A 20,868-nucleotide genomic window follows, 5' to 3' on the forward strand; every position below is an offset into this window, starting at 1 on the left:
ACCCCCCCCCTCCCACAGAACGAGGCCAGCGGTGTCCCAGCACCCGAACGCTTCCCCGTCCCCGCTCGCGGGCGAGATCGCAGCCGTGATCGGCGAGTTCGTCACCGCGCAGGCGAACGCCATGCACGCCGTCGCCCGCCTGGCGATGCTGACCCGCGATCTCGTCGAGGGCACCGCGCCCCAGACGAGCGCGCCGGAAGTCCGCCAGGAGATCGCCGACCTCGCCCAGCGTCTGTCGCCGGTGGTCGCCGCCGAGCCGCGCACCAACCGCACCGGGCTCCGGGAGATCATCCTCGACCTCTACGCGACCACGAACTTGACCGGGTATGCCATCGCACGCCGGGTCGGCGTTGCCCTGGACACGCCCAGCAAGCTCGTTCGCAAGGCCCGCGCCGCCGGCGACCGCCGCGCCGCGCAGGGCGACCTTCTCCGCCGCGACCAACCGGCGGACCAAGCTGCCCCCCTCCATGCGACCCCCAGCACCCCACACGACGGGCTGCCCGAGAATGGCGGGAACGCCTCACCTGCACGGCCGGAGGAGACGGGGGCATTGGGCAAAGCCCCGGCCCAAGGTGAGGAAGTCGTGCCGACGTCGAGGGCGGGGGAGGAGTTAACGACTTCCGACGATCCCGCCCCGGCGCCGGAGCCCAACATCGTCGCCGTCGACCTTGGCAAGGTCATGGGCGTCGTGAGCGACGTTTCCGGCCTCACGGCGATGTTGAAGCCGACCGAGGCCGGCCACAGCGTGATCGACGCGCTCCGCTCCGCCAACGAGCGCATCCTCCGCCCGGCCTCCGAGATGGAGCTCGCTGACGAACTCGAGGACGAGCCCGCGCCGCGGCGCGCCGTGCCCCAGGAGCCCGTCACGGAGGTCGGCTTGCCGATCCTCCACATCGACACGAAGGGCCAGAAGGTCATCGGCCCCCTCGGCACCTGGGGCGGGTGCTCGCCGATCGTCCTCACGGTCATGGCGCGCCTCGCCGACGGCAACCTCTACGGCCAGCCCGTCCTGCAGAAGCTCGCCGGTTTCGCCCGGCCCGAGACCTTCGACACGGTGCTGAAGCGCTGGCGCGACGAGCTCCGCGAGATCGGCGTCGAGATGTTCGTCGGCCCGGCCGGCATCCGCCTGCAGCGGCAGGAGATCGTCTGATGGCCCGCCGCGAGTGGAAAGGGAACGAGGAAGCCTTCCTGAAGGCGCACTATGCCGAGCACGGCATGCGCTACTGCGCGCAGCACCTGGGCCGGTCGATGAACTCGGTGGCCTGCCGCGCCCTGCAGCTTGGCCTCAAGCGGCCGGGTCGGAGCGCCCAGGACCCCTACACCTCCACCCCGGCGATCGATGACGCGATCCGTCGCGCGTATCAGAACCCGGTCCGTGGCTCAGTGCAGCGGCTCGCCGACATGATCGGGCGACCGAGGAAGTGGGTTGCTGAGCGGGCGGCGGCCATCGGCGCCCGCCCGCCCGGACGGTTGGCGCGCAAGTGGAGCGACGCGGAGCTCGCCATCCTGCAGGAGCAGGCGGGCCGCTCGATCAGCCATGTCAGGCTCACGCTGCGCAAGGCTGGCTTCCACCGGACAGCCTCGTCCATCATCCACATGCGCAACGCCCGGCGGCTGGACCGGACCGATTCGCCGTACCTGCGGGTCTCCGACATCGCCGAGCTTTTCGGTGTCAGCTACTCGGCCGCTCAGTCCTGGGTCGAGAAGGGTTGGCTGCACGCCGAGCAGGAGGAAGTCAGCGACCGCACGACCCGCTGGGTCGTCCACGAGGACGCGGTTGTGCGCTTCGTCGGCGAGCACACGGCGGCTGTCAGCCTGCCCCGGCTCGAGCCGAACAAGGCCTGGTTCATCGACCTGCTGCTGCGCCGGGGCGCCATCGCCTACGCCGCGGCGGAGAACGAGACGCTGACCCAGAAGGTCGCCGCCCTCGCCAAGAGGGGCGATCTTGGGCGCATCCAGATCGCCGGCATGCTCGACATCGACGCCCAGCGCGTCAGCGTCGAGATCTGGCGCGCCCGGAAGGCCGGCCTGCTCCCCGCCAAGAGCGAGCAGGGAGCGGCCGCATGACCCGCGTCCTCATCTGCGGCGGCCGGGATTTTACGCTCATCTCCCGCGGGCACGCCTTCCTTGACGCGCACCACGCCCGCACGCCTTTCAGCCTCGTGCTGATTGGCCTCGACCCGCGCAAGCAGACCGGCGCCGACGAGATGGCCGACCGGTGGGCGGAGATGCGGGGGATCGACCGCATCCTCTTCCCGCCGAACTGGATCGGTCGCGGCAAGCCGGGCGGCCCCCACCGCAACGGCCTGATGATTACCGCCCTGCGGGATGACCTGCAGCCGGAGAAGGTCATCGCCTTCCCGACTGGCGGGCCCGGCACCGCCGACATGCTGCGCCGCGCCCGCGCCGCGGGAATCACCGACATCGTGGAGGCGTGCGCATGATCCCCTCCGGCCATACCTCCGTCATGGCGAGCCGGCGCGAGCCGCCGAACTCGCTCGAGTTCTTCCCCACGCCGCCCTGGGCCACACGGGCGCTGTGCGAGCACGTACTGCCCCACCTCGGGCTCGCGCAGGCCATGGAGTTCTGCGCCTGCTGGGACCCAGCCTGCGGCGAGGGCCACATGGTCGAGGTGCTGTTCGAGTATTTCAACGGCGGCTGGGGCTCGGACATCTTCGACTACGGCCGCGGCTACCGGGTCGAGGACTTCCTGGACGAGGGGACCGTCATCGGCTCGCCCGCCGACGGCATGGCGCCCGAGTTCATCATCACCAATCCGCCATTCCGGCCGGCCGCGGCGTTCGCGCTCCGGGCGATGACCCTGGCACCCGTCGTGGCGCTTCTGCTGCGCACCGCCTGGATTGAGGGTGTCGATCGGTTCGAGACCCTTTTCCGTGACCGCCCGCCAACCCTCTTTGCCCCGTTCGTTGAGAGGGTGCCGATGACGAAGGGCCGATGGGACCCGAAGGCGAGCACCGCCACGAGCTACGCCTGGTTCGTGTGGGTGCGCGGGCGCGATCCGCTGCCGGTGTTCTGGATCCCGCCGGGCTGCCGCCAAGCACTCACCGCGCCCGACGACATCGCCCGCTTCGCCGCCGTGCCCGCGCCGGGAGGGCTCCTGTGATGGCCGCCCTCCTCACCTCCTACGAGCGTGAAGTCCTGCGTCTCGTCGCGAAGCACTGGGACGCCGGCAGAGATACCGTCGACATCGCGAAGGCGATGTGGGGCACGCAAGACGCTGAGCCTGAGGCGGCCCGCCTTGTCGAGGACCTCCTTGCGCGCCGGCGCTCCGCCCGGAGGGGTCGCTGATGGCCCGCATCGAATTCGAGACCGTCGGAGACTGGGCGAACAAGCAGGCCGAGACCCAGGCCGCGCCCGCCCGCCAGCACGAAGACCACCCCTGCGAGATCTGCGGCCGCCCGGGCTGCTTCGGCTTCGGCCCGCCTGGATTCGCCAACATCCACAAGCCGCGGACGTGGTTCTGCGGACGCCACAAGCACCTGGGCGAGGAGTTGCTCGCATGACCGAGCACGTCCGCAACATCCCCGTCAGCATCGAGAGCGAGCAGGCCGTGATCGGGGCCGCGCTCGAGGTCAACGGCTCGTTCCAGAAGATCGCCCGCCTCATCACCACCGGTGACTTCTACGATCCCGTCCACCGCCAGATCTGGGACGTGGTGTCGGCCCTCATCGAGAAGGGCGAGATCGCCAATATCACCACCACGGCGGCCTACCTCGGCGACGAGGAAATCCGCGGCCTGGATGGCGTCACGCCGCGCCAGTACCTCGCGAAGATGATCGCCGAGGCGCCCCGCGGCGACGTGGTGCTCGCCCACGCCCGGCTGGTGCATTCCATGGCGGCCCGCCGCGCCATGATCTCGCTCGCCGACGAGCTCCAGCGGCTCGCCTATGACCTGCCCGTCACCACCACCGTGGAGCAGGTCTTCGCCTCCATGGAAAAGCGGATGGAGCAGATCCGCCCCATGGTGGCGATCGACGACGAAGGGTTCGTCCCCTTCGGCGACGTCTCGATCCAGGACGTGCTCGACGCCTACAAGAACGGCGACGTCACCACCGGCCTGTCAACCGGCATCGAACCGCTCGACGAGAAGCTCGGGGGGCTGCAGGACACCGACCTGATCATCCTGGCCGGCAGACCTGGCAGCGGGAAGACGGCCCTGTCGACCAACATCGCCGTGAACGTGGCCAAGCAGCTGCACGCGCACTGGCCGGAGGGCAAGCGCAACGGCGTCGTCGGCTTCTTCAGCCTCGAGATGGGCGGCGGCCAGCTGAAAAACCGGATCCTCTCCAGCGAGGCCGGCATCCCGTTCTGGAAAATCCGCCGCAACAAGATGGATCGAGACGAGGCCACCCGATACGTCGAGGCGAACCACGGCCTGATGAAGCTGCCCCTGGTGATCGACCAGACCGGCGGCCTCTCGATCGCCCAGGTGGCCATCCGGGCGCGTCAGCTGAAGCGCCGATCCGGGCTGCGCCTCCTGGTGATCGACTACCTGCAACTCCTCTCCGGCACGAAGCAGCACGACAGCCGCTCGTTCGAGGTTACCGAGATCACCGGCAAACTGAAGGCACTGGCCAAGGAACTCGAAGTCCCGATCATCGCCCTGTCGCAGCTCTCCCGAAAGGTGGAGGAGCGCGACGACAAGCGACCCATGCTCTCCGATCTGCGCGAGAGCGGATCGATCGAGCAGGACGCCGACAGCGTCGTGTTCGTCTACCGCGAAGAGTATTACCTCAAGGACCGCGAGCCAAAGAACAATCAGGGCGCATGGGCTGCGTGGCGTCGCAGTATGGATCTGGTCGAGAACACCGCCGAGCTCATCATCGGCAAGAACCGCCACGGCGGCGCCGGCTGGTGCGAGGTCGGCTTCATCAAGGAGTTCACCCGGTTCGAGAGCGAGCCGCCGCCGCGGCCGATTCAGCCGGAGGACGCCCAGCGGGCCGAACGCGAGTTCGTCCCCACGAAGGTCGGCAAGCAGGTCCAGGACATCCTCAAGGGCCTCATGCTCCTCAAGAGCGAGCCGCCCACGGACGAGCACCGAGAGCAGGACAAGCGCCTGTCGGTCGGCGCCCGGGTGATCCCGCTCGACGACTGCCTGATGGCCTTCAAGGATCAGTGCTACCCGCTGCTCTCCGATGCGGCCCTCAAGACCAAGTTCTCGGAGGGCATGAACAATCTGCGAGAGGGCCGTGTGGCCCGCTACTCGAAATGCGGCGACCGGCATTTCTGCTGGATGCCCGGCCTTGCTTCGGAGTGACCAGCGTGAGTGCGTCCCCCGCGCCGGCCTCGGCCGACCACCTCTTCCAGAGCTACCGCCGCGCTATCGAACTGCGCGATCGGCTCGAGCAGCAGGCTGCCGACCTCTACCTCAGTGCCGACGACCTGCGGCTCGCCGGGATGGCCAAACAGGCGAGCCTCACCAGCCGGCTTGCCGCGTGCCTGCAGGGCGAGGCGAAGCTCTCCCAGGCGGTCGCCGACAGTGCGGCCGACGCGGCGGGCCGGGACTTCGCCCGCCGGCTGAAGGCGGAGCGGAAGAAGGATATCGCCCTTGCCCAGGCAGATGCGGCCCGCGCCAAGTCCCTCCGCACCCTGGATGCTGGGCTCACCTTCGACCGCCGCACCGCCGGCGGCAGCCGCGAGATCGTCCTCGGCAACGCCAAGGGCAAGAGCGAGGCTCGGGTGACCCTGGCGTCCTACGGAGCCCTGATCAAGGAGCCCAAGGAGCGGACCGAACCGCGCCTTCGCGCCATGGAGGCTTTCGACGAGCTCTGGCACCGGGCCGAGGCCGGCCTCTACCCGGAGCCGCGCTTCGAGCCCGCCGTCGACACCTCCGCCGGCGCCTCCGGCGTCACAGCCCATCGCATGGACGGCCTGGCCGAGATGCAGCGCCTCACCGCCTACATCGGCCGCCAGGGGCAGGCCCTGCTCTGGATGCGCGTGGTGGACCGGCAGGAGCTTCAGGCCATCGCCCGCGTCGCCGGCCGTGATCCGCGCGAGGTGACCGCCATCGTCTTCGCCGCGCTCGACGGCGTGGCCGCCTTCTACGGCTTCGGCCGGGCCGCCCCTGAGGTCGAGCGCCTCGACGAGGTGCTTGGGTCATGAAGTGGTCGAAGATGGCGTGGCAGCGGCTCGGCGCCAACCGTCGCCACCAAATCCGCAAGCGCCTTTTGAAACGTGACGGCCCGCACTGCTTCTGGTGCGGGATCAGGTTCTGCGAGGAGCGCACCAACCCCGCTTTGCCGGACCAGTGCACGATTGACCACATCGTGCCGACCTCCGCTGGCGGGGCCATTGAAGACAGCAACTCCGTCCTCGCCTGCTGGTCCTGCAACAACGAGCGCGGCGACATGCCGGCCGAGCAGTGGCTGCCGATCGCGATGGCCCGCCGCCGAGATAAGGCCGCGGCCTGACCCCTTTCGCCCGACCCGGGCGGATCACCCGGCGCTCCGGCGCCACCAACCCCAGGAGCACACCATGACCAAGAACGAATACATCAAGCAGCTTGCAGATCTGGCCGGCGTCGATCGCGACAGCGCCACGGCACTCGTGGAGGCCCAGTCCGATCTCGTCGAGAACGCGATGCGCAAGGGAGAGCAGGTCACACTTCCAGGTATCGGCAAGCTCCACATCAAGCGCAACGAGGCCCGCAACGGCCGCAACCCGCGCACCGGTGAGGCCGTGGCGATCCCGGCGCGCAACGTGATCAAGCTGAAGGTCGCCGGCGCCCTCGCCGACGCGGTGGCGTGATCAGCGGCGGCGGGACACCGCCCTGGAAAGTGAAGTCCCGCCGCCTGACCCGCCAAATCCCAGTGGCAGGCCCGCCACGGTCGAACCTCTCCCAGGAGCCCCGACCATGACAACCCAGGCCCATATCACAGAAGCCGATTCCGCGATCACCGTGACCAAGCCCGCCCTGGTTTCAAGCCGCGAAGTCGCCAGGCGAGCGCGGAAAACGCACGGCAGCGTGCTCAAGGACATCCGCCATCTCATGCTGCTGCTGTACGGTATTGATGTGGTCAAGCGCGCCATCGGGCGACGGCAGATGAAGTGCGTGGCGAGCTACATCACGCGCAACAATGTTGATCTCTTCGCGACGATGGCCGGTCTCGGCCTTGGCCGCCCGCCAGCTGGCAAGTACCCCTTCATGGGGATGGAATTCGAGATGGACGCGCGCGGCACCATGAGGGCGTTCACCTTGGATGATAAGCATCTGTCGGACCTCCTTGAGCGCTACCGCGAGTCGGATCGCGCCTTCCGGTACGACGATGCGCCGATCGAAATCGCAGCCGTGGACCAGCCCGCCATCGCTGGCATCCTCCGATCCACCGAAGCGGGCAGCCCGCTCACCATGTCGAGCCGCGAGATCGCCCAGCGAACCGGCAAGGACCACAAGAACGTGCTCGCCGACATTCGTAAGATGTTGGCGGAGCTAGGAAAAGCTGAGGCTGATTTTTCAGCCGCAGCCCTCGTCCCGGGGCCGAATGGCTCTAGCCGCTCGGTCGAGGTGTTTCACCTCCCCAAGCGCGAGTGCCTGATCCTTGTGTCCGGCTACAGCATCCCGCTTCGGGCGGCGATTATCGACCGCTGGCAGGAATTGGAGGCGCAGGCGGCCGGGCCGGCAATTCCGAATTTCGCCGACCCCGTGGCGGCGGCCCGCGCCTGGGCTGACGAAATGGAGAAGAACGCCCAGGCCCGTGCGCGCATCGAAGAGCAGAACCGGGCGCTTGCCGACATGACGCCGAAGGCCGACGGCTACGATCGCATCTCGAAATCGGCTGGCGAATTCACCCTGACCGCGGCGGCGAAGGTGCTCGGCCGGCAGCCCAAGGACCTGATCGCCTACATGAAGAACAACCGCTGGATCTACAGGCGGACGCCCGACGGGCCGTGGCTCGGCTACCAGGACCGCCTGCAATCCGAGTTGCTCGCCGAGAAGATCTTCAAGCGCGAGACCGAGAAAGGCGAAAAGGCCTACCCCAGCGTGGTCGTCACGCCCAAGGGGATCACCCGGCTCGAGCGGGAACTCAGCGCGCACTGATCAGCCCGCGGCGGGGCGCAAATCCCCGCCGCCTCCCGATGCGAGAGCAGCATGCCGATCCGCTTCGAGCGTCGCATCACCCGTGAGATGGTCCGCGCCTCGCCCGAGGCCCTTTTCGTGTTCGGCGATAACCTTGCCCGCGCCGGCTACGGCGGCCAGGCGCGTGAGATGCGAGGCGAGCCCAACGCGGTCGGCATCCCCACGAAGCGCTCGCCCAGCATGGCGCCTGGCGCATTCTTCACCGACGAGGATCTGCGCGCGTTCCTCGTCGCGGCGACGCCTGCGTTCCAGGCCCTCGCCCAGCACCTCGCCCGCGGCCGCGTGGTCGTGATGCCCGCTGAAGGCATCGGCACCGGACTAGCGGACCTCCAGCGGCGCGCCCCGCGGATCTGGGGCAGCCTGCAACGAGCGCTCGCCCGGCTGGAGACCATCGAGCCGACCCGGATCTAAGGGCGCCGCTACCGCCTCTGGCCTTCGCCATTCCCGCCGCAAGCCCGTGGAGACCGTTTCTCCCGCTCCGGCGCATTGTCGCGCCACGGCCTTCGAACGCCCGTCCTGCGCCTCACAGGCTGTCCTATGCCGCGCCCCGGCGCACCCTTGCGCGCGGTCCTTGCTCTCCCCTGCACCGCACCACAGCCCCTGGCGACCAAGGCCAGTCAACTGATCTCGTCTGTATATTTCTAGGTAGAAAAATCGACCAATCTGCCGATCTATGCGGATTTACAGTTGACCGCGCAAATATCACGAAGTATAACACGAATACAGACAAAGGAGAGACCAAGTGACCAACGACCTCGCCGCCGCCCTCAACGAAATTATCGCCCAGGCCGCCGCCGCTTCTCCGGAGCCCACCACCGAGGACGCCTTCGCCGCTCTCCTCGCCGGTACCACCCCCGACACCCGCCCGCTGCACCCCATCCGCGACCCTCTCACCGGGGGCATCTTCGCCTTCGTCAGGGACGGGGAGAGGCCCTGACGGGCCCTTCTCATTTCGTGACAGGCGGATGCGACAAAATTTGCAAAAATGCAATTTCGCAACGGCTTGGCTGCAAGAATTCACCTAAGCTCTTAAGAAACAACACTTTTTCGCTTGCGCCACCGCACGGTCGCAGGTATCACCCTCCCCACAGTTCGAATTGTGCCTTGAGCGGAGCGGCCAACCGGCCCCGCCCTGGCACTCCCCAACAGTCCCGCCCGCCTCACAGCCTGCGCCCTCCCCTGGGCCGCGGGCCGCATCCGTCTGGGAACGGCTTGCGCGCGGCGGGACTGGCCTATCGGAGCCGGCATGTCCGACAACGTGGTCAAGATCCGCCCGACCGTGGAGCGGGTGCGCGCCATCGAGCCCGTGCCCGAGATCATTGCCGGGCTGGAGCGCATTCTGGAAGACGCCCGCGCCGGCCATATCCGCTCCATCGTGGTCGCGACCGAAGCATATGTGCCGGAGGATGGCGCCTGCGGCTGCGGCACGTTCTGGCATCGCGGCGAGGGCGGCAACGTGTTCACTCTTCTCGGCGGCCTCGCCTACGTTCAAAGCAGCCTCGCGGCGAGCGTCGAGTGATCCGCAAATCCCGCCTCGCCACAGCTCGCCCCCTGCTCGCAACCGCCGACGGCCGCACCGTTCGCCCGCTACCGAAAACCGGCGACCCGGAGCTTTCCACCCCCGAGCACCGCGCCTGGGCCCTGGCGGTGAAGCGCCGCGCCGGATGGAAGTGCGAGGAGTGCGGCACGCCCCACGGCCCGGAATGCCGGTTGATCGCCGACCACATCGTGGAGCGGTCGGACGGCGGCGCGCCCCTCGACCTGAACAACGGGCGCGCGCTGTGCCCCCACCATCACGGCATCAAGACGGCCGCCGCTCGAGCCCGGCGCCATGGCCTCGCCTCGGAGATCGCCCCTTGAGCCTATGGCGCGCCCGCACCCACGAAATCCGATCCCGCTACATCGGCCGCGTGATCAACCACCACTGCCTCCCGATCCCGCCCATGCGGTCCGAGATCGAAGCACGGCGCGCCGCCAGGAAGAACCGGCCCGACCCGATTCGACCCGCCGATGTCACCCGGCGCGGTTCAATCCGAGCATGGAGGGCGGAGTGATACCCAAGGATCGCCCGACTGCGAATTGGGGAGGCTACTCGGTCGAGAGCGGCCAATTCCCCATGCCTCTCCGGTTCGCTGCAGTCGCCCTCTGCATCACGTTCGGGGCTTGCATGGCCTTCGCCATCTGGTCCGCTGTCATGGCCGTGAACCTCGCCGCCCGGAACCCCACCACCCAAGTCGACAACCCACGCAACGGCCCGCCCTTCGTCATGCCGTCCGCCCGGTGAGATCGCCCATGCGCTGGACCCACCTCGTCACCCTCATGGATGCCGAAGCCACCAGGCAGGAGCAGGCGAACGACCACCCCGCCGCCATCCTGCTGCGCGAGGGAGCAGAGGCTATCCGGAAAGAGAGCCGATCGCCGGGCGTTGGCATGGCCCCCTTGGATCAGCTGATCCGCCCTAACCCTGATCCCCGCCGGGATGCGGCAGGAGAGAAGGCGCCCAAGGGATGGCGAGGCTCCACCATCGGCAGCGGATCGACCATTCCCGGCACAAGCCAATAGGAAGGCCAGGGAAGCTCGCCCTCCCATCCCAGCCACTGCCCCAGCGCCCCACACCACAACGCCAGCCCACGGCCCGCCTTGAGCCCGCCTGCCCCTGTCATGACGGGGAGGGGTAGGGTCGAAAGTCTGGGAGGATTGGGGGTGTGCGCCGCACAGGGGCCTCGCTGCACAAAACTCCGGCCAGCCCAGGCCATTTCCCGTTTCGCGCCAGGGGCACGGATTTCGGCGCGCCGTGACGAAATCGAGTTGCGTATGAAAGAGACGTTCCGGAAATCGGGGGTGAAAGGCGGTCGGCCGCGCAAAGATGGGCACCGCTACCCGAACGGGCGGCTGGTGCCGGCGTCACGGCTGGCGGCATTTCTGGAGGCGCACGGGCTTGAGGCGCCCGTTGAGCCGGAAAAGCCCGCCGTAATCGCCCCGAACCTGCTGGTCGAGCAGATGGTGGTGGCCGGCGACCCCCACGAGATGATCGCGCGAGCCGTGAATTGCCCGATTTCGGAATTCGGGGGGCGTTTCGCCGACGAAATCGCGAATGGTGCGGCCCGCCGGCGCTGCGAGGCGCTGGATCTGCTCTGGCGGAAGGCTCGAGAGGGGCACCCAGCCTCGATCAAGGAGGTGATCACCCTCACGGGCGCCTCCATGGGTGAGGCGGCGTTCCGGCGCGATGCCGAGGAGGCCGAAGAGACCGAACCGCGGCCGAAGAAGCGCCCGCCCGGTAAACGCGAACTCGCCCACGCGGCTGCGCAGACCGCCGGCGAGGGTACGGAATGGGGCGACGACCTGCTGGGGACGATGCAATGAAGAAGCACCCGAGCGGTCGGCCGCTCCATCGCGTCGAGAGCCGCGACTACAGCATGCGCGTGGATCGCTGGATCGGCCACCGCACGCCGCGCCTGAATCCTCAGCACATCCCGAATGCCACGGACCTCCACGCTGTCGGCTTCGTGGATTGGGGCATCCGGGCAGCGCAGGCGGAATTCATGGGGCCGGCTGGGCGCAAGCGCCAGCCCTGAGGAATACCAGCGGGAGCGCCGCGAGCGCCTGATGCCTGCCTCGGCGGGGTGCAGGGCCGAAGCCCCGCCCGACCACGGAAGCCCTCGGGCAGGTCGGGTGAACAGCGGCAACGAGTTTGCGAGGGTAGCTCAGTAGTAGAGCGGCCGGGTGTCCCCCGGCGACATAGCGGCTCCCGGATTGATCACCGGGTAGGTCGCAAAGCCCGGGCGTGATCGGCCTGGGTGTGCGGTGGTGCGAATCCACCCCCTGGCGTCAGATTTCAGAGGAAAGCGAATGCGCCACATTCGCCGAATGTCGGCCGCCGATGTCCAGGCCGCCGCGGATCGTGCGGCCGCCGATGCTCGCCCGCCTGCCCTGCCTGTCGACGCTGTGCGGCGCGCGGCCGATCGAGCGGATCGTAACTCGCCGCCGCGGCGCGACCTGCCGCGGGCGCCGATCGACGACATCCCGTTCTGAGCGAGAGCGTCATGCCGAACGACTTCCAGGGGCGCGTCGGGCTGCTCTGTATGCTGCTATGCTTGGTCACGTTCGTAGCCGCGGGCGCCATGGGCGAGTGGGGATTGCTGTTCCCGGCCGCGGCGTTCTGGTTCTGCTCGTACGCCTGTCACCAGTGGCGCAAGGAGGAGCGCCAGATCCGCGAGCGCGAGGCGCTGTGGGATCGCCGGCTGCACGAGCGCCTGGGGATTCGCTGACCCCGTGACGCCCATGATGGAATGGGACACCAGCCTGAAGGACTGGGAGCGCCGGATCGTTGCCGGTCAGCCGCTGGTGCCCGATCTGCCGCTGTTCGAGGAGGAGGCCGACAAGGCGGTCCGCATCTTCAAGCGGCTGCGCATCGCTGACATGCCGGGCCGGCCCCGGATCGGCGAGGTCACCGACGAGTGGGTGTTCGCCTTCGTGCGGGCGATCTTCGGGTGCTACGATCCGATCGAGCGGGCCCGGCTGATCCAGACCTTCTTCCTGCTAGTTAGCAAGAAGAACACGAAGAGCACGATCGCGGCCGGCATCATGATGACGGCGCTGATCCTGAACAAGCGCCACTTCGGCGAATTCCTAATCATCGCCCCCACCAAAGAGATCGCCGACAACAGCTTCAAGCCGGCGTTCGGGATGATCGAGGAGGCCTCGGATCCCGAGCTGGCGAAGATCTTTAAGGGCAACCAGATCACACGCACGATCGTGAACCGGCTGACGCACGCCTCCCTGGCGGTGAAGGCGGCCGACGCGGACACCGTGGGCGGCCAGAAGGCCATCGGGGTCCTGGTCGACGAGCTCTGGCTATTCGGCAAGAAGGCGGAGGCCGAGAACATCCTGTCGGAGGCGACCGGCTCGCTGGCGTCACGGCCTGAGGGCTTCGTGATCTACCTGTCGACGCAGAGCGACAGCCCGCCGGCCGGCGTGTTCAAGAAGAAGCTGGAGTACCACCGGAAAGTGCGGGACGGCGAGATCGCCGACCCCACATCGCTCCAGGTGATCTACGAATTCCCGCCCGCGATGATCAAGTCCGGGGCGTGGAAGGAGCCGCAGAACTGGCACATCACCAACCCGAACCTCGGGCGGTCGGTGAGCCAGCGGTGGCTTGAGGCCGAGTTCGCTAAGAAGCAGGCGGAGGGCAAGGACAGCTTCGCCCTTTTCGCCGCCAAGCACCTGAACGTGGAGAGCGGCGGCGGCATCCGGTCGGATAGCTGGCCCGGGGCGAAGTTCTGGAAGCGCCAAGCGGACGCCGGGCTCACCCTTGAGGAAATCCTGGCCCGGTCCGAAGTGGTCGTGGTCGGCCTCGACGGCGGCGGACTGGACGACATTTTCGGCCTGACGGTCCTCGGCCGTGACCGCGAAAATCGCGATTGGCTCGCTTGGTCCCACGGCTGGTGCCACGAGGGACTGCTGGAGGATCGCAAGAGCGTTGCCAGCCAACTGAGGGATTTCGAGGCCGCGGGCGAGCTCACCATCGTCGACGACAGGCTGGAAGACGTCTCGGAGATCGTCGGGGTCGTCTCCCAGGTCCGGGACAGCGGCCTTCTCGGCGGTGTCGGGGTGGACCCGTCCGGCCTCGGCGAAATGGTCGACGCCTTCGCCAGGATCGACGTCACACAGGACAGCGGGCTTCTAATCGGCGTGCCGCAGGGCTTCGGTCTGATGAACGCGCTCAAGACCACCGAGCGCAAGCTCGCGAACGGCACGCTGCACCATTCCGGGTCCGCGCTCGCCGCTTGGTGCGTGGTCAACCTCAAGATCGAGCCGACGGCCACCGCGATCCGCGCGACCAAGGCCGCGACGCTCGACAAGAAGATCGACGTCGCGATGAGCCTGTTCAACGCGGCGTTCCTCATGGCCCGCAACCCGTCGCCGGCGGCACCTGCCGCGGACATCGACGGGTTCCTGTCCTCTCCTATCCTCGCCTGAGAGATCCGCCGCATGGGACTGTTCCGCAAGGCGGTGATGACGCTCGCCTCGAACATGGGCCTGACCGACCCACGGCTGGCGATGGTCGTCGGCGGCGGATCGGAGACCCATTCCGGCGAGCGGGTCACCACCGAGACGGCGCTGCAGCTGGACGCGGTGTGGGCCTGCGCGCGGATCCTGTCGCAGACGATCGCGACCCTGCCGATCTTCGTCTACCAGCGGGAGGGCGAGACCGACACCGCGGCCCCGGATCACCCGCTCTACCGGATCGTCCACGACAAGCCGAACGCCGAGATGACGGCGGTCGATTTCTGGACGGCGATGTACGCCTGCAAGATCCTGTGGGGGAACGCCTACGCGCAGATCGTGCGGGGCTACCGGGACCGGGTGGTGGCGCTCCTGCCGATGCGCCCGGACTGGACGCAGGTGACCCGCCAGGCGGACGGCAGCCTGCTCTACCGCTACACCTGGAACGGGCAGAGCCTGGAGCTCGCCGAGGACGACGTGCTGCACCTGAAGGGCTTCACGCTCGATGGGCAGATCGGGTTGAGCGCGGTGGCGGCGGGCCGGCACTCCCTCGGCAGCGCCATGGCGGCGGAGAAGTCGGCCGGCTCGATCCACCGCAACGGGATGCGCCCCTCGGGCGTGATGATGTCGCCCACCTACCTGACGGCGGCGCAGCGCGTCGAAGCGCAGGCGATGATGCAGAAGTGGCAGGGTGCCATCGCGACTGGCGTGGTGCCGCTGCTTGAGGGTGGGTGGGACTTCAAGAGTCTGTCCATCCCGCCTGAGGACGCGCAACTCCTCGAGACCCGCTCCTACAACGTGGAGACCATCTGCCGGTGGTTCGGGGTGCCGCCGGCGATGATCGGGCACACCGAGAAATCGACTGCCTGGGGCACCGGCCTCGAGCAGATGAACCTCTGGTTCCTGACCTACACACTCCGCCCGCACCTCAAGGAGACGGAGCAGGCGCTGTGGAACAAGTGCCTGACGGCGGCGGAGCAGCGCGACTACTTCGCGAAATACAACGTCGAGGCGCTGCTCCGCACCGACAGCAAGGCCCGGGCCGAGAACTATCGCACGCTGATCTCCACGGGCGTCATGACGCCGAACGAGGCCCGCCAGCTTGAGAACCTCCCCCCGGTGGAAGGAGGGGACGACCTGTTCATGCAGGGGGCCATGATGCCGCTTGGCGCCTTGGTGGCCCAGGCCGAGCAGCTGGTGGCCGCCGGCGCCGCCGGTGCCGCGAACGCCCCAGGCACGCCCGCCGCCGGCCCGGACGAAGCCACGGACGCAGAGGTGGCCGCGGTGACCGACGCGGAGATGAAGGGCCTGTTCTCGGCGGACCTGCTGGCGTGAACATCAAGCTGCGGAAGCCGCGGGCGGGCTCGGCGAGCGCGCGTGTCGGCGCGACGGCTGCGGCGGCGCGCTGGGAGGCCATCAAGCACCCGCGCGGGCCGGGCGGCCGGTTCCGCGAGACGGCGGATGCCGAGAAGCCGGCGACGACCACGACCCGCGCGCCGGCCCAGCGCAAGCCCACGGTGGGCGAGACCGCGCTCAAGACCTCCGGCGTCGGCCGGGATGACGAGATCTCGGTCCTGTCGAGCCGGGTCCGGGCCTACGCGAATTCGAAAACGGTCGGCGATTTCGTCGACAGCCACCCGAAGGGGCGGGCCTACGCGCTGCGCAAACTCGCCGCCGACCACAAGAAGGGGGTGATCGGGTTCAAGGGTAAGGCGGAGGCGCCGGCGGCCGGCCCGGCGAACCCGGCGAGCGAACCCAGGCCCGCCGCGTTCGCGCGGAAGGACGGAGCCTGGAACGGCGCCGCGGCCCGCCGGGACATCAGCGGCGACGAGGTGGTGATCAGTCCGCAGGCGACCCGCGCTGGGCTCATGAAGAGCGAGGCCGAGTTCCGCCAAGCGAGCGAGGCGATGCTGGCTGGCATCCCGAAGCAGGAGCGCCTCCGGGTGGTCTGGGCTGAGGGCGCCAAGGGCTCCCTGATCATGACCGCTGCCAACGACAAGGGCACGGTGCGGATCACCCGCAATTTCTACCCGTCCGAGAATGGGTGGACCGTGCGGCACACGATGTTCGCGCTGCCGAAGAAGTACCAGGGCGGCGGCAACGCCCGCGCCATGCTGCGGTCGAGCGTCGAGCAGTACGACCGGATGGGCGTCGCCAGGATCGAGGCACACGCCAACATCAACGTCGGCGGCTACGCCTGGGCCCGGCTCGGTTTCGCGGCGGACAGCCCGGCCGAGATCCGCCAGGCGATCGGGAAAGCCGTCGGCAAGGCGCCACGGAGCGCCAAGGGACGCGTGGCCAAGGAGATCATGGCGACCTCCTCCGACGACGACCTGATGTTCAATCTCGCCCGCGCCACCGGGCCCGACGGCGAACGTCTCGGCCGCCGCTTGCTAGGGCCCAAGGCCAGCTGGAGCGGGCACCTCGACCTCAAGAACGCCCGTCACCGCGAGCGCCTGAACGAGAGCTTCGCCTGATGGCCCCGAAAGCCGACGAGATCGCCGTGGTCGACGCGGCCGCCGGCACCGCGCCGGCCGGCGCCTACGACATGGCCGACGAACTCCTCCCGGAGAGCGAGTGGTTCAGCCCCGAGGAGCGCGCGGCGCGCGACGCCGAAGCCGACGACTTCGAGATCGACTGGTCGGAAGTCCCCGTGACCAACCGAGACACCGAGGCCCCTGCCAATGCGTCCTGACTTCGCCCTCGCCCCGACCGAGTTCAAGTTCGCGGACGCGGCCGCGGGTTCGTTCTCGGGCTACGCCGCGGTCTTCGGCAACGTGGATTCCCACGGCGACGTGATCGTGCCCGGCGCCTTCAAGGAGAGCCTCGCCGAGCGCAAGGCGCAAGGCCGCAGCGTGCCGCTCCACCTGATGCACGCGGTCCTCGGCGGCGACGGGCTGCCGGCCGGCGTGCTGCACAAGCTCGAGGAGGACGATCGCGGCCTCCTCGTCGAAGGCAAGATCTCGGCACCGGAGACCGACCACGGCCGCCGGGTGATCGGCCTCATGCGCGACGGCGCCTTCGGCGGCATGTCGATCGGCTTCTCGCTCCGCCGCAACGGTGCCACCTACGGCAAGGCCGCCGGCGAGCCGAAGCGCACGCTCAAGAGCGTCAACCTCGTCGAGGTGAGCCTCGTCACCGACCCGTCGAATCCCCTCGCCGTGATCCAGGAGATGAAGAGCCGGGCCGGCATCAAGGCTGCCGGTGACGGCTTCGATCCCGAGGTCGGAAGCGAATACACCCCGGATTTGGACGACGCGATCGACTGCCTCACGGCGGCGATTCTCCTCCAGGACCGGATGATGCAGGGCTATGCCGGCTACGGCTCCGTGAAGGAAGCCGCGTTGCTGATGGAGCACCTGCGCAACACCTATCAGGCGCTGACCGGCACGCGGACTCCCGATGGTCTGCAGGGCTGGACCAAGCTCGCCGTTCCCCTTCGCGAGGCCGAGAAGCTCCTTCGGGAAGAAGCGAAGCTTTCTCGCTCGCAGGCAGCCGGCATCGCCGGTCGGCTGTTCAAGAATGCCCCGCGGGATGCGGAGCAGCCACAGGCGAATCCTCCCGCACCTAAGGTCAGCAGCGAGACGAAGTCGGCCCTCGACGAGATCCTGAACTTCAAGCTCTGACCGCCTGATCTTTCCAAGGAACCGAACATCATGACCAAGGCCATCATCGTGGCCGGGGCGCGCCACGCCGCGTTCCTGGCCGGCTGCACCATCGGCGGCATCCGCGTTGCCCTGGCCCCCGAGGGCGGCGACCACGCAGCCGGTACCGGCACCGGCGCCGGCGAGACCGAGTTCAAGGCCGCCGCGGCGCGCCTGAAGGAGGTCGGCGACGAGGTGAAGCGCATCGCCGAGAGCGCGCAGCGGGAGGTCGCCTCGGCCCGCACCATGTCGCAGGAGACCAAGAACGCCTTCGACACGGCGTTCAGCGACCTCAACAAGCAGGTCAAGGAGTTCGACGCGCGCCTCGCCGACACCGAGCAGAAGGCGGTCCGCCGCGGCGGCGCGGCGCCGATCGAGACCAAGAGCCTCGGCCAGATCGTCGTCGAGAACGACGGCGTGAAGAGCCAGCTGCTCGGCGGCTCGCAGCGCGGCAAGGTCAACGTCTCGATCGAGACCAAGGCCATCATGTCGTCCGGCACCTACTGGGGCGCCACGGGCTCGGTGAGCAACGCCCTGGTGGTCGCCGACCGGTTGCCCCCGCTGCAACTGCCCACCCGGCAGATGACGATCCGCGATCTCATCGCCCCGGGGCAGACCACCAGCAACGCGATCGAGTTCCCGGTCCAGACGACCCGGACCAACAACGCGGCACCGGTGCCGGAGGGCGCGCTGAAGCCGACCTCCGACTACCGCTGGGACATGAAGAACTTCCCGGTCCGGACCATCGCGCACCTCGTGAAGGCCTCGCGCCAGATCCTCGACGACGCCCCGGCGTTGCAGTCGCTGATCGACGCCGAAATGCGCTACGGCCTCGAGTTCGCCGAGGAGGCGCAGTTCCTCTACGGCGACGGCACCGGCGCTAACCTGCTCGGCATCGTGCCGCAGGCGAGCGCCTACAACGCGGCCTTCACGCTGACCGCGCCGACAGCGATCGACGTGATCCGCCTCGCTATGCTGCAGTCGGTGCTCGCCCTGCTGCCGGTCACCGGCACCGTGCTGCACCCGACCGACTGGGCCAAGATCGAGACCCTCAAGGACGGCATGGGCCGCTACCTTGTCGGCGATCCCCAGGGCCAGATCGCGCCGCGCCTGTGGGGCCTCCCGGTAGTGCCGTCCATGGCGATGAACGTCGGGACCTTCCTCACCGGCTCGTTCCGCAACGCGGCGCAGATCTTCGACCGCATGAACATCGAGGTCCTGATCTCGACCGAGAACAACGACGACTTCGAGAAGAACATGGTGACGATCCGCGCCGAGGAGCGGCTCGCCCTCGTCGTGAAGCGCCCCCAGGCCTTCATCACCGGCGCCCTGCCGGCGTGATCCGAGGGAGGGGGCTTCGGCTCCTCCCTTCCCCACCTCGCGCCAGGGAGATGATCGTGGCGAATTCCGACAACACCGTCCTCGCGAAGCCGCTGCGGTACTTCCGTGGACAGGAGGGCGAGGGCGATGCCGGCGACGGCAACGTGACCCCCGACAGCAAGCCGTTCCGTGTCGATCGGGCGCGGTTCGCCGAGCTCAAGGCAAACGGCCTCGTCGAGGAGGCTGGCGACGAGCCCGCCGCTGAGGAAAGCCCGGCCGACGACCTCGCTCAGACCGACGAGACCGACGCCGGCGACGACACCACGCCGCGCCGCGGCCGCCGCAAGCCCTGACCCCAGCACGGAGACGACAGACCATGTTCCGCACCATCCTGGGCGCGCTCGCCCTGCTGACCCTGGCCGTGGTCGGCGCCTCCGCGCAGTCGACGGGCCCGGCCATCCTCCGCCCGCCGGGCGGCATCGCGCTCGACAGCGGCACCAAGACGGCCGCGGCCGCCGCCGGCGCCGCGACGCTGAACAAGCTCTCGGGCAAGATCACCACCGAGGCGCTGACCACGGCGGCCGGCGCCACCTACACCCTGACGGTGACGAACAGCACCGTTGCGGCGGCTGACATCGTGCTGGCCTCCTTCACGAACGGCACCAACTCGGCGGGCTCGCCGCACATCCAGCGGATCACGCCCGGCGCCGGCAGCATCACCTTCACGCTGCGCAACAGCGACGCCGCGGCGGCCCTGAACGGCACGCTGGTGGTGTCGTTCGTCGTCATCAAGAACTGACCGATCGCGAGGGCTCGGCCATGATCATGCGTCGTCTCGGGCTGACGGCTCTCGCGCTTGTGTGCGCCGCGCCTGTCCTGGCCGATCCTCCGCCCGCGACAGCGCCGCCTTTCCGGGCGTCTGCTGGGTCCCTGGTTCCAACCGCGATCTACAAGCCGGATGGGTCGATCTGGGATCCTTCCACCGCCCCGGCGGCCAGCCCGGTCAGCCTCTCAGCCACATCGGCGACCATCGCTCTGCCGCAGGGAACGGCGACGCAAATTAGTAACCCCGGGCTGAAGCGCTTCGCGGTGCAGGTTCAGGGCTCGGGGCGAGTTCTCATCGGCTTCGACAACACGGTCTGCAGTTCCGGCTATCGAATCGATCCGCCGGCCAGCAGCACGTCGCAAGGGGTCATCGTGCCGTGGTATCCGGCCAACTCCGGCGCCTACTGGGCCTGCGCGCCCGATACGGCGTCCAGCGTCTTCGTGGAGCGCGGCCAGTGAGGTTACTGCGCACCATCGCCCTTCTCGGACTTCTGCTGCCGGCAGCCGTCTCGGCGCAGGAGGTGCGCTCTCCGCCGGGCGCGCCTACAGCGTCGCCAAAATTCACGGGGGTTGTAACCGCCCCGAAATATCGCGTGATGTGGGGGCTGTCCGGGCCGGTGACTTCATCTGACGCCGCCCAGACGATCCAGAACACCGACGTGTCGGCCGACACGATCCTGACGCCGATCACCGCGACAGGCCTGTTCTACGTCGATAATACGCGCAACGCTGTTGTCGTGCCCGCGGGCACGACTGCGGTCAACGTCTCGGCGCATGGCTGCTACCTGCGTAACGACAACCCAGTCAGCAAGGACCCGACTTACGGCGAGACCGTCGGTGTCGGTGTATGCGATTGGGGCGTCGCTCTCGCGAATGCCGACAATGCGGCGGTGTGGGGTGCGGCCAGGTATCTGTCGGATACGGCCAATAACAGCGTGCCGGTTCCGAACCGCAAGGGCGTCGGCCTGATCGCCT

General features: G+C 68.5%; 30 protein-coding genes and 1 tRNA gene. All 31 read left to right on the forward strand.

Features of this window, described 5'->3' with window-relative positions; all coding sequences use genetic code 11:
* The first annotated feature begins 31 nt into the window (after positions 1 to 31).
* Complete coding sequence (locus tag QR78_RS14280) at positions 32 to 1,150, forward strand: hypothetical protein (RefSeq protein ID WP_048428195.1); 1,119 nt, start codon at positions 32 to 34, stop codon at positions 1,148 to 1,150.
* Positions 1,150 to 2,067, forward strand: a complete 918-nt coding sequence (locus QR78_RS14285; protein ID WP_048428196.1) for a MerR family transcriptional regulator — start codon at positions 1,150 to 1,152, stop codon at positions 2,065 to 2,067. The genes QR78_RS14280 and QR78_RS14285 overlap by 1 nt, the downstream gene beginning before the upstream one ends.
* Positions 2,064 to 2,444, forward strand: coding sequence for an SLOG family protein (locus tag QR78_RS14290; protein ID WP_048428197.1), 381 nt, complete (start codon positions 2,064 to 2,066; stop codon positions 2,442 to 2,444). The genes QR78_RS14285 and QR78_RS14290 overlap by 4 nt, the downstream gene beginning before the upstream one ends.
* Positions 2,441 to 3,124, forward strand: a complete 684-nt coding sequence (locus QR78_RS14295; protein WP_048428198.1) for a hypothetical protein — start codon at positions 2,441 to 2,443, stop codon at positions 3,122 to 3,124. Before QR78_RS14290 ends, QR78_RS14295 begins: the two co-directional genes overlap by 4 nt.
* Positions 3,124 to 3,309, forward strand: coding sequence for a hypothetical protein (locus tag QR78_RS14300; protein ID WP_048428199.1), 186 nt, complete (start codon positions 3,124 to 3,126; stop codon positions 3,307 to 3,309). Before QR78_RS14295 ends, QR78_RS14300 begins: the two co-directional genes overlap by 1 nt.
* A complete protein-coding gene (locus QR78_RS14305) occupies positions 3,309 to 3,524 on the forward strand; it encodes a hypothetical protein (protein WP_048428200.1) in 216 nt (71 codons plus the stop codon). Before QR78_RS14300 ends, QR78_RS14305 begins: the two co-directional genes overlap by 1 nt.
* Positions 3,521 to 5,278: a replicative DNA helicase gene (dnaB, locus tag QR78_RS14310; protein WP_053220922.1), complete on the forward strand. Its 1,758-nt coding sequence runs from the start codon at positions 3,521 to 3,523 to the stop codon at positions 5,276 to 5,278. Before QR78_RS14305 ends, dnaB begins: the two co-directional genes overlap by 4 nt.
* Before the next feature lie 5 nt (positions 5,279 to 5,283).
* Positions 5,284 to 6,123: a hypothetical protein gene (locus QR78_RS14315; RefSeq protein WP_125901028.1), complete on the forward strand. Its 840-nt coding sequence runs from the start codon at positions 5,284 to 5,286 to the stop codon at positions 6,121 to 6,123.
* The gene (locus QR78_RS14320) at positions 6,120 to 6,431 is read left to right on the forward strand and encodes an HNH endonuclease (protein ID WP_048428202.1); all 312 of its coding nucleotides are present in this window, start codon (positions 6,120 to 6,122) and stop codon (positions 6,429 to 6,431) included. The genes QR78_RS14315 and QR78_RS14320 overlap by 4 nt, the downstream gene beginning before the upstream one ends.
* A gap of 64 nt (positions 6,432 to 6,495) precedes the next feature.
* A complete protein-coding gene (locus QR78_RS14325; protein ID WP_048428203.1) occupies positions 6,496 to 6,768 on the forward strand; it encodes an HU family DNA-binding protein in 273 nt (90 codons plus the stop codon).
* 106 nt (positions 6,769 to 6,874) lie between these two features.
* Complete coding sequence (locus QR78_RS31965) at positions 6,875 to 8,059, forward strand: Rha family transcriptional regulator (protein ID WP_053220923.1); 1,185 nt, start codon at positions 6,875 to 6,877, stop codon at positions 8,057 to 8,059.
* Positions 8,060 to 8,110: 51 nt separating this feature from the next.
* Complete coding sequence (locus QR78_RS14335; RefSeq protein ID WP_048428204.1) at positions 8,111 to 8,509, forward strand: DUF7831 domain-containing protein; 399 nt, start codon at positions 8,111 to 8,113, stop codon at positions 8,507 to 8,509.
* Between the two features lie 331 nt (positions 8,510 to 8,840).
* Positions 8,841 to 9,035 carry a hypothetical protein gene (locus QR78_RS14340; RefSeq protein ID WP_048428205.1) on the forward strand — a complete coding sequence of 65 codons (195 nt, stop codon included), beginning with the start codon at positions 8,841 to 8,843 and terminating at the stop codon, positions 9,033 to 9,035.
* A 309-nt stretch (positions 9,036 to 9,344) separates the two neighbouring features.
* On the forward strand, positions 9,345 to 9,617 hold the full coding sequence (locus QR78_RS14345) for a hypothetical protein (protein ID WP_048428206.1): 273 nt from the start codon (positions 9,345 to 9,347) through the stop codon (positions 9,615 to 9,617).
* The gene (locus tag QR78_RS14350; RefSeq protein ID WP_244276390.1) at positions 9,614 to 9,958 is read left to right on the forward strand and encodes an HNH endonuclease; all 345 of its coding nucleotides are present in this window, start codon (positions 9,614 to 9,616) and stop codon (positions 9,956 to 9,958) included. The genes QR78_RS14345 and QR78_RS14350 overlap by 4 nt, the downstream gene beginning before the upstream one ends.
* A gap of 432 nt (positions 9,959 to 10,390) precedes the next feature.
* Complete coding sequence (locus tag QR78_RS34115) at positions 10,391 to 10,660, forward strand: hypothetical protein (RefSeq protein WP_125901030.1); 270 nt, start codon at positions 10,391 to 10,393, stop codon at positions 10,658 to 10,660.
* Positions 10,661 to 10,912: 252 nt separating this feature from the next.
* Entirely contained in the window at positions 10,913 to 11,461 is a 549-nt protein-coding gene (locus QR78_RS14360) for a hypothetical protein (protein WP_125901032.1), read from the forward strand.
* The gene (locus tag QR78_RS14365) at positions 11,458 to 11,673 is read left to right on the forward strand and encodes a hypothetical protein (protein ID WP_048428209.1); all 216 of its coding nucleotides are present in this window, start codon (positions 11,458 to 11,460) and stop codon (positions 11,671 to 11,673) included. Before QR78_RS14360 ends, QR78_RS14365 begins: the two co-directional genes overlap by 4 nt.
* Positions 11,674 to 11,791: 118 nt before the next feature.
* Positions 11,792 to 11,926, forward strand: a tRNA-OTHER gene (locus QR78_RS34950).
* A 21-nt stretch (positions 11,927 to 11,947) separates the two neighbouring features.
* Positions 11,948 to 12,130, forward strand: coding sequence for a hypothetical protein (locus tag QR78_RS34120; RefSeq protein WP_125901034.1), 183 nt, complete (start codon positions 11,948 to 11,950; stop codon positions 12,128 to 12,130).
* An 11-nt stretch (positions 12,131 to 12,141) separates the two neighbouring features.
* Positions 12,142 to 12,366: a hypothetical protein gene (locus QR78_RS14370; protein ID WP_048428210.1), complete on the forward strand. Its 225-nt coding sequence runs from the start codon at positions 12,142 to 12,144 to the stop codon at positions 12,364 to 12,366.
* 13 nt (positions 12,367 to 12,379) lie between these two features.
* Positions 12,380 to 14,077 (forward strand): terminase large subunit, encoded by a 1,698-nt coding sequence (locus tag QR78_RS14375; RefSeq protein WP_048428211.1) that lies wholly within the window; start codon positions 12,380 to 12,382, stop codon positions 14,075 to 14,077.
* A 12-nt stretch (positions 14,078 to 14,089) separates the two neighbouring features.
* On the forward strand, positions 14,090 to 15,439 hold the full coding sequence (locus QR78_RS14380; protein ID WP_053220924.1) for a phage portal protein: 1,350 nt from the start codon (positions 14,090 to 14,092) through the stop codon (positions 15,437 to 15,439).
* Positions 15,436 to 16,581 (forward strand): hypothetical protein, encoded by a 1,146-nt coding sequence (locus tag QR78_RS14385; RefSeq protein ID WP_048428212.1) that lies wholly within the window; start codon positions 15,436 to 15,438, stop codon positions 16,579 to 16,581. The genes QR78_RS14380 and QR78_RS14385 overlap by 4 nt, the downstream gene beginning before the upstream one ends.
* Positions 16,581 to 16,799, forward strand: a complete 219-nt coding sequence (locus tag QR78_RS14390) for a hypothetical protein (protein WP_048428213.1) — start codon at positions 16,581 to 16,583, stop codon at positions 16,797 to 16,799. The genes QR78_RS14385 and QR78_RS14390 overlap by 1 nt, the downstream gene beginning before the upstream one ends.
* Entirely contained in the window at positions 16,789 to 17,730 is a 942-nt protein-coding gene (locus QR78_RS31970; RefSeq protein WP_053220925.1) for an HK97 family phage prohead protease, read from the forward strand. Before QR78_RS14390 ends, QR78_RS31970 begins: the two co-directional genes overlap by 11 nt.
* A gap of 30 nt (positions 17,731 to 17,760) precedes the next feature.
* Positions 17,761 to 19,089 carry a phage major capsid protein gene (locus QR78_RS14400; protein ID WP_082171723.1) on the forward strand — a complete coding sequence of 443 codons (1,329 nt, stop codon included), beginning with the start codon at positions 17,761 to 17,763 and terminating at the stop codon, positions 19,087 to 19,089.
* A gap of 56 nt (positions 19,090 to 19,145) precedes the next feature.
* Positions 19,146 to 19,421, forward strand: a complete 276-nt coding sequence (locus tag QR78_RS14405; protein WP_048428214.1) for a hypothetical protein — start codon at positions 19,146 to 19,148, stop codon at positions 19,419 to 19,421.
* 23 nt (positions 19,422 to 19,444) lie between these two features.
* Entirely contained in the window at positions 19,445 to 19,867 is a 423-nt protein-coding gene (locus QR78_RS14410) for a hypothetical protein (RefSeq protein ID WP_053220926.1), read from the forward strand.
* A gap of 20 nt (positions 19,868 to 19,887) precedes the next feature.
* Positions 19,888 to 20,352 (forward strand): hypothetical protein, encoded by a 465-nt coding sequence (locus QR78_RS14415; RefSeq protein WP_048428215.1) that lies wholly within the window; start codon positions 19,888 to 19,890, stop codon positions 20,350 to 20,352.
* A partial coding sequence (locus tag QR78_RS14420) for a hypothetical protein (protein WP_202972688.1) occupies positions 20,349 to 20,868 on the forward strand: 520 nt, incomplete at its 3' end. The genes QR78_RS14415 and QR78_RS14420, both read left to right, overlap by 4 nt.

Source organism: Methylobacterium indicum, from assembly GCF_001043895.1.
Lineage (GTDB): Bacteria > Pseudomonadota > Alphaproteobacteria > Rhizobiales > Beijerinckiaceae > Methylobacterium > Methylobacterium indicum.